At 75.0% G+C, this 6,542-nt stretch carries 5 protein-coding genes; all 5 read left to right on the top strand.

Annotated elements, in window-relative coordinates:
• Nucleotides 1-178 precede the first annotated feature (178 nt).
• Entirely contained in the window at nucleotides 179-2,017 is a 1,839-nt protein-coding gene (locus ACFYX4_RS38300) for a DUF3492 domain-containing protein (RefSeq protein WP_389344064.1), read from the top strand.
• On the top strand, nucleotides 2,014-3,279 hold the full coding sequence (locus ACFYX4_RS38295) for a hypothetical protein (protein ID WP_389344062.1): 1,266 nt from the start codon (nucleotides 2,014-2,016) through the stop codon (nucleotides 3,277-3,279). Before ACFYX4_RS38300 ends, ACFYX4_RS38295 begins: the two co-directional genes overlap by 4 nt.
• 291 nt (nucleotides 3,280-3,570) lie before the next feature.
• Nucleotides 3,571-4,527, top strand: a complete 957-nt coding sequence (locus ACFYX4_RS38290) for an NAD-dependent epimerase/dehydratase family protein (RefSeq protein WP_389344060.1) — start codon at nucleotides 3,571-3,573, stop codon at nucleotides 4,525-4,527.
• On the top strand, nucleotides 4,515-5,264 hold the full coding sequence (locus tag ACFYX4_RS38285) for a spherulation-specific family 4 protein (protein WP_389344058.1): 750 nt from the start codon (nucleotides 4,515-4,517) through the stop codon (nucleotides 5,262-5,264). The genes ACFYX4_RS38290 and ACFYX4_RS38285 overlap by 13 nt, the downstream gene beginning before the upstream one ends.
• Nucleotides 5,265-5,327: 63 nt before the next feature.
• Nucleotides 5,328-6,506 (top strand): adenylyltransferase/sulfurtransferase MoeZ, encoded by a 1,179-nt coding sequence (gene moeZ / locus ACFYX4_RS38280; RefSeq protein ID WP_389344056.1) that lies wholly within the window; start codon nucleotides 5,328-5,330, stop codon nucleotides 6,504-6,506.
• Nucleotides 6,507-6,542: the final 36 nt, after the last annotated feature.

Here is a 6,542-nt window from a genome sequence, read left to right as displayed (position 1 = left end):
CCCCCCCCCCCCCCCCCCCCCCCCCCCCCCCCCCCCCCCCCCCCCCCCCCCCCCCCCCCCCCCCCCCCCCCCCCCCCCCCCCCCCCCCCCCCCCCACGGCCATGTCCGCATACCTTCGTCCCGCTGCGAGCCGCCGACCCAACGGCGGCTCCCCAGACGGGAGATCGGGGGTGCACACGTGCGCATCGGACTGCTTACGGAGGGTGGCTACCCGTATGTGGGCGGTGACACCGGACTCTGGTGCGACCGGCTCGTGCGCGGGCTCGGGCAGCACGAGTTCGACCTCTTCGCGCTCAGCCGCAGCGAACGCCAGGAGACCGCCGGCCGCCTCGAACTGCCGTCCCAGGTCCGCCGGGTGCGTACGGCCCGGCTGTGGGCGGCCGAGGACGACGGGGTCGTGCACGGCCGCCGCGCGCGCCGACGCTTCACCGAGTGCTACGGGGAGCTGGCGGCCGTCCTGTGCGGCGGAGGGGGAGCCGCAGCCGCAGCCGCGGCAGCACCCGAAGCCGGATCCTCCTCCGGGACCCTGGGGCCCCCGGGGACCCTCTCAGCCGCTCAGGCGGACCGTTTCGGCAGCGCGCTGTACGGGCTCGCCGAACTGGCCCGCGAGGAGGGCGGACTCGCGCGTGCGCTCCGCTCGGAGGGCGCGGTGCGCGCCCTGGAGCGCGCCTGCCGCGCGCCCGGAGCGCCGCGCACGGCGCGCGAGGCGCGCGTGCCCGAGCTGCTCGCCGTGGCGGCGCACGTGGAACGCCTTCTGCGCCCTCTCTCGCTCGGCTGGTACGAGGCGGCGGAGGCGGGCGCTTCGCCCGGTCGCGGGGGCGGTCGTGGTGGCGGCAGCGGTCGCGGTGGGGGTCTCGGCGCGGTCGATCTGTGCCATGCGACCTCCGGGGGAGCGGCTGCCCTGGTGGGGCTGCTGGCGCGGCACTTCTTCGGGGTTCCGCTGGTGGTGACGGAGTACGGCGTGCGCCTGCGGTCGCACTACCTGAGTGCCGGGGGAGATGACGGACTCGGTCCGGCGGAGGCGGCTCCCGCCGTACGGGCGCTGGTCTCCGCGCTGCACGGGCAGCTCGCCGCCGAGGTGTACCGCCGGGCGGCCTGCGTCACGCCCGGGAACGCGCACGCCCGGCGCTGGCAGGAGCGCTGCGGTGCGGACCGCGCCAAGCTGCGCACGGTCTACCCGGGCATGGAGGCCGCCCGCTTCGCCGAGGTGGGCGACTCCGCCGACAGCGCCGACCCGCGCGCCCTCGTCTGGGTCGGCCGCGTGGAACCCGCCAAGGACCTGGTGTCCCTGCTGCACGCCTTCGCGGAGGTGCGCCGGGAGGAGCCCGGGACGCGCCTGCGGATCGTCGGCGCGCCGAGCGGATCGGAGGGACGGGCGTATCTCGGCCACTGCCGGGCGCTGGCCGCGCAGCTCTTCCCTGACGAGGCGGAGGGGCCGCACTCCGTCGGCGACAACCCGGTGACCTTCGAGGAGGTCGGCCATCCGGAGGCGCCCAGCCTCGCCGAGACGTACGCGGCCGGTGCCGTCGTCGTCCTGTCCAGCGTCGTCGAGGGCTTCCCCGTCGGCCTGGTCGAGGCCATGTTCTGCGGGCGGGCGACCGTGTCGACGGACGTCGGCGCGGTGGTCGAGGTCATCGGCGGCACCGGGCTGGTCGTGCCGCCGCGCAATCCGCGGGCGCTCGCCGAGGCGTGCGTCACGCTGTTACGCGATCCCGAGCGCCGTGCGCGCCTGGGCGCGGCCGCCCGCGCACGCGCCCTCGAACTGTTCACGGTCGAGCAGAACATCGAGGCTTTCCACGGCATCTACCTGGAGACCGTCTCCCGCAGCCCCGTCCACCGACTTGCCCTCGACGCCGCCGGTGAACCCCGGCCCTTCGCCGTCCCGGCCGAAGCCCGGCTGGCGGGCCCCTGGACCGGGGCAGGGCGGGCGGCGGCGGAGAGGGGCGCGGGGCAGGCTGCGGGGCGGGCTGCGGGGGCGATGGCGCCGCAGATTGCCGCGCCCGAGGGGGCCCGATGAGCGACCTGGGCGAACTGGACCACCCCGGCACCGGAGCCGCGGCGGAGGGCGACCACCCCCGAGGTGCCGACGACATCGCCGCCCCGGCCCTCCACACACCCGACCCCGAGCTCACACCGGACGCCGAGCTCACACCGGACCCCGCCCCCGCGCCCGCCCCCGCCCGTCGTCGAACCGCCGGCGACCCGGTGAAAGCGCTGATGCACCGTCACCGCGACCTCTGTGAACGCGCCGTCGACCCGCTGGAGATCGCGGCCGGGCTGGAGGCGCACGGCGTCACCGACCGGACCGCCGCCCGTTTCCGGCACCGGGACGTCTTCTCCCTCGCGGAGGAGATGTACGCCCGCGTCCCGCGCGACGGCGACCGCCCCGTGCGCCCCGCTCCCGCCGCCGCCCCGCGGGCCCGCTCGAACTGGGTGCTGCTGACCCTGCTGCCGGGCGCGCTGTGCGCCGCGACCGTCACCGGACTGCGTCTCACCCACGGTCAGACCCGCCTCTGCCTCGTGACCGCAGGCGCCCTCGCCGTGCTCCTCGCCCTGCGCGCGGCACTGCGTCGCGGCCCGCTGAGCCCACACGGCCACGCGCACCCCGGCCCGCCCGGCGCCGCCGGCTGGACCTTCGCGCTCCTCGCCTACGCGGCCCTCGGCGACGGCCTCCTGCGCGCCGCCATGAACGGCGGCCCCGAAGCCCTGCCCACCGGGGCGTCCGACGGCCCCTGGCCGCTCGCCGCCGCGCCCCCGCTGACCCTCGCCCTGGCCTGCGCCCCCGCCGCCTGGAGCGCGCACCTCCTCGCCGTACACGCCCGTCGTCGACTGGAGACCAGCCGGGGCCTTGAGGAGTTCGCCGCCTCCGCGCGCCCACTGCTGCTCGGCGTCTTCGCCCTGTTCCTGTGCGCCCTCGCCGCCCTGACCGGCCTCAGCGCGACGGCCCTCGGAGCGACCGCCGACCACGCGCAGACCCTCCCCTTGGGCGCGCTGCTCTTCCTCGCCCGCCTCCTCCACGTGCACGGCTTCACCCGAGCCCCGGTGCTCGTCCTCGGCGCCGCCGGCGCGGCCGAGACGGTCGCCGTGGCCACGGTCTTCGCGAGCCGTCTGCCCGGCTGCGGCTTCCTGTCCGTCCCCGTCGAGACGCTCGTGGCCGCCTGGGGACCCACCGCCGTCCCGGCACTCGCCTGCGGAGCCGCCGCGCTCACCCTGCTGATCCACGCGAGCCGCACGCTCACCAGGGCCTCCGCCCACGCGCGAACGGACCAGCCGTGCTGACACCGAACCGCACCGGCCGGACCACCCGCCCTGCCCCTGAGCGAACGGGCCCCCGCCGGGCCGCGCCCGCGCCCCCGCAGTCCTCCACCGCACGACCTCCGCGCGCCGCACCACCCCCACCGTGCACGGACCGCACGACGCACGCGCTCCTCCACCCACGCAACAAACCCGAAGGAGAGACGAGATGACCACCTCCCGATCCGGAGCGACCGGAACCGCCGGGGCCCCGGCGGCCGCAGGAGCCCTCGCGGCCACGGGAACGGCCGGAGCGCACACCCCGGGAGTCGCACGATGAGAGTCCTGCTGATCGGAGCCAACGGCTACGTCGGACGCTTCGTCGCCGACCGTCTGCTCGCCGACCCCGCCGTCCAGCTCACCGCGCTGGGCCGGGGCGACGACGCCGACGTCCGCTTCGACCTCGCCTCCGGCAGTCCCGGCGCGCTCACCCGCTTCCTCGACGCGGTCCACCCGCAGGTCGTCGTCAACTGCGCGGGCGCCACCCGCGGCGGGGCCCGCGAACTCACCCGCCACAACACCGTCGCCGTTGCCACCGTCTGCGAGGCCCTGCGCCGCAGCGGCTGCGGCGCGCGGCTCGTCCAGATCGGCTGCGGCGCCGAGTACGGCCCGAGCCAGCCCGGTTCCTCCACCGCCGAGGACGCCGTCCCACGCCCTGGCGGCCCGTACGGCGTCAGCAAGCTCGCCGCCACCGAACTCGTCCTCGGCTCCGGCCTGGACGCGGTGGTGCTCCGGGTGTTCTCGCCGGCAGGGCCCGGCACCCCCGCCGGCTCGCCGCTCGGCCGGCTCGCCGAAGCCATGCGCCGCGCCATGCAGTCCGGCGACGGGGAGCTCAAACTCGGCGGCCTCGGCGCCCAGCGCGACTTCGTCGACGTCCGTGACGTGGCCCGCGCCGTGCACGCCGCCGCCCTCTCCGCCGCGCAGGGCGTCATCAACATCGGCTCGGGCCGCGCCGTCCGCCTGCGCGACGCCGCCGCGATCCTCGCCCGCGTGGCCGGATACGGCGGCGCCCTCCACGAACTCGACGGCCCGCCCGGCGGCCACTTCCGGGCGCCCATCGGCCACCCCCGCGCCGACGCCGACCACGCGGCCCCGGTCGCGTACCCGGACGGCTGCGGCAGCTGGCAGCAGGCCGACGTGCGCACCGCGCGCGACCGGCTCGGCTGGCGGCCCCGGATCAACCTGGAGGAGTCCCTCGCCGACATCTGGATGGAGGCGGCGTGTCGAATCTGACCGGCGCCCGGGCCGGTGCCGCGAGCACCGACGTCCGCACCGGCTTCGGCGTACCCGGCATCGCGCACCCCCTCCTCGCCCCGGCCGAGTGGGGCGAACTCACCCGCCCCGGCAGACGCCTGCACTGGGTCGTCCTCAACGTCGACGGCGGCCCCGGCGTCCGCCCCGACCCGCGCTGTCTCGACGCCGCGGGCCGGCTGCGCAACGCCGGCGTCCGCGTCCTGGGCCACCTCGACCTCACCCACGGCGCCCGCGACTTCCCCGAGGTGATCTCCGACGCGCAACAGCACCTCGACTGGTACCAGGTCGACGGCTTCCTCCTGGACCGCTGCCCGGCCGAACGCACGGCGCTCCCCGGGATCCGGCGCACGGTGAGCACCCTGCGCACGCTCCGCGAGACGCCCCACATCGTCCTCGGCCACGGAACCCACCCGTACCCCGGCTACGCCGAGAACGCCGACCAGCTCGTCACCTTCTCCGGCACATGGAACGACTACCGCTGGTCGCAGGCGGCCGAGTGGACCGCCGCCTACCCGCCCGAGCGCTTCTGCCACCTCGTCCACGGCGTGCCCGGCGGACATCTGGAGGAGGCGCTGCGCATCGCCCGCTGGCAGGGCGCGGCGACCATCTGGTTCACCGACCGCACCGACGGCGGCGGGCTCACCGACCCCTGGGAGACCATGCCCGGCTACTGGGACGAAATCGTCTCGCGGATCGGAACAGGTGTCTCGGAATGAAGAAGCCCATGGCAGTGTTACGGGGAGAACAACTGTAGTGATTGACCGACCAACGGAGTCCCCGTGTCGCTGCCACCCCTGGTCGAGCCGGCCGCCGAGCTCACCGTAGACGAGGTCCGCAGGTACTCCCGCCACCTGATCATCCCCGACGTCGGGATGGACGGGCAGAAGCGGCTGAAGAACGCCAAGGTGCTGTGTGTCGGCGCCGGCGGCCTGGGCTCGCCGGCGCTGATGTACCTGGCCGCGGCCGGCGTGGGCACGCTCGGCATCGTCGAGTTCGACGAGGTGGACGAGTCGAACCTCCAGCGTCAGATCATCCACAGCCAGGCCGACATCGGCCGCTCCAAGGCCGAGTCCGCGCGCGACTCCGTCCTCGGCATCAACCCGTACGTGAACGTGGTCCTTCACGAGGAGCGGCTCGAGGCCGACAACGTGATGGACATCTTCGGCCAGTACGACCTGATCGTCGACGGCACGGACAACTTCGCGACCCGCTACCTGGTCAACGACGCGTGCGTGCTGCTGAACAAGCCGTACGTGTGGGGCTCGATCTACCGCTTCGACGGTCAGGCGTCCGTCTTCTGGTCCGAGCACGGCCCCTGCTACCGCTGCCTGTACCCGGAGCCCCCGCCGCCGGGCATGGTCCCCTCCTGCGCCGAGGGCGGCGTCCTCGGCGTGCTGTGCGCGTCCATCGGCTCCATCCAGGTCAACGAGGCCATCAAGCTCCTCGCGGGCATCGGCGAGCCGCTGGTCGGCCGGCTGATGATCTACGACGCCCTGGAGATGCAGTACCGCCAGGTCAAGGTCCGCAAGGACCCGGACTGCGCGGTCTGCGGTGAGAACGCGACCGTCACCGAGCTCATCGACTACGAGGCCTTCTGCGGCGTCGTCTCCGAGGAGGCCCAGCAGGCGGCCGCCGGCTCGACGATCACTCCCAAGCAGCTCAAGGAGTGGATCGACGACGGCGAGAACATCGAGATCATCGACGTCCGCGAGCCGAACGAGTACGAGATCGTCTCCATCCCCGGCGCGAAGCTGATCCCGAAGAACGAGTTCCTCCTCGGCACCGCCCTGGGGGGCCTGCCCCAGGACAAGAAGATCGTCTTGCACTGCAAGACGGGTGTCCGCAGTGCGGAAGTCCTCGCGGTCCTGAAGTCGGCGGGCTTCGCGGACGCCGTGCACGTCGGTGGCGGCGTGATCGGCTGGGTCAACCAGATCGAGCCGAGCAAGCCGGTCTACTGACCGGTCCGCCGGTCCGGCCCACCTGTCGAGTCGGCG

The organism is Streptomyces sp. NPDC002328 (genome assembly GCF_042890065.1).
Lineage (GTDB): Bacteria > Actinomycetota > Actinomycetes > Streptomycetales > Streptomycetaceae > Streptomyces.
Note: the sequence above shows the minus strand (reverse complement) of the source record. Positions and strands in the feature narration are given on the sequence as shown.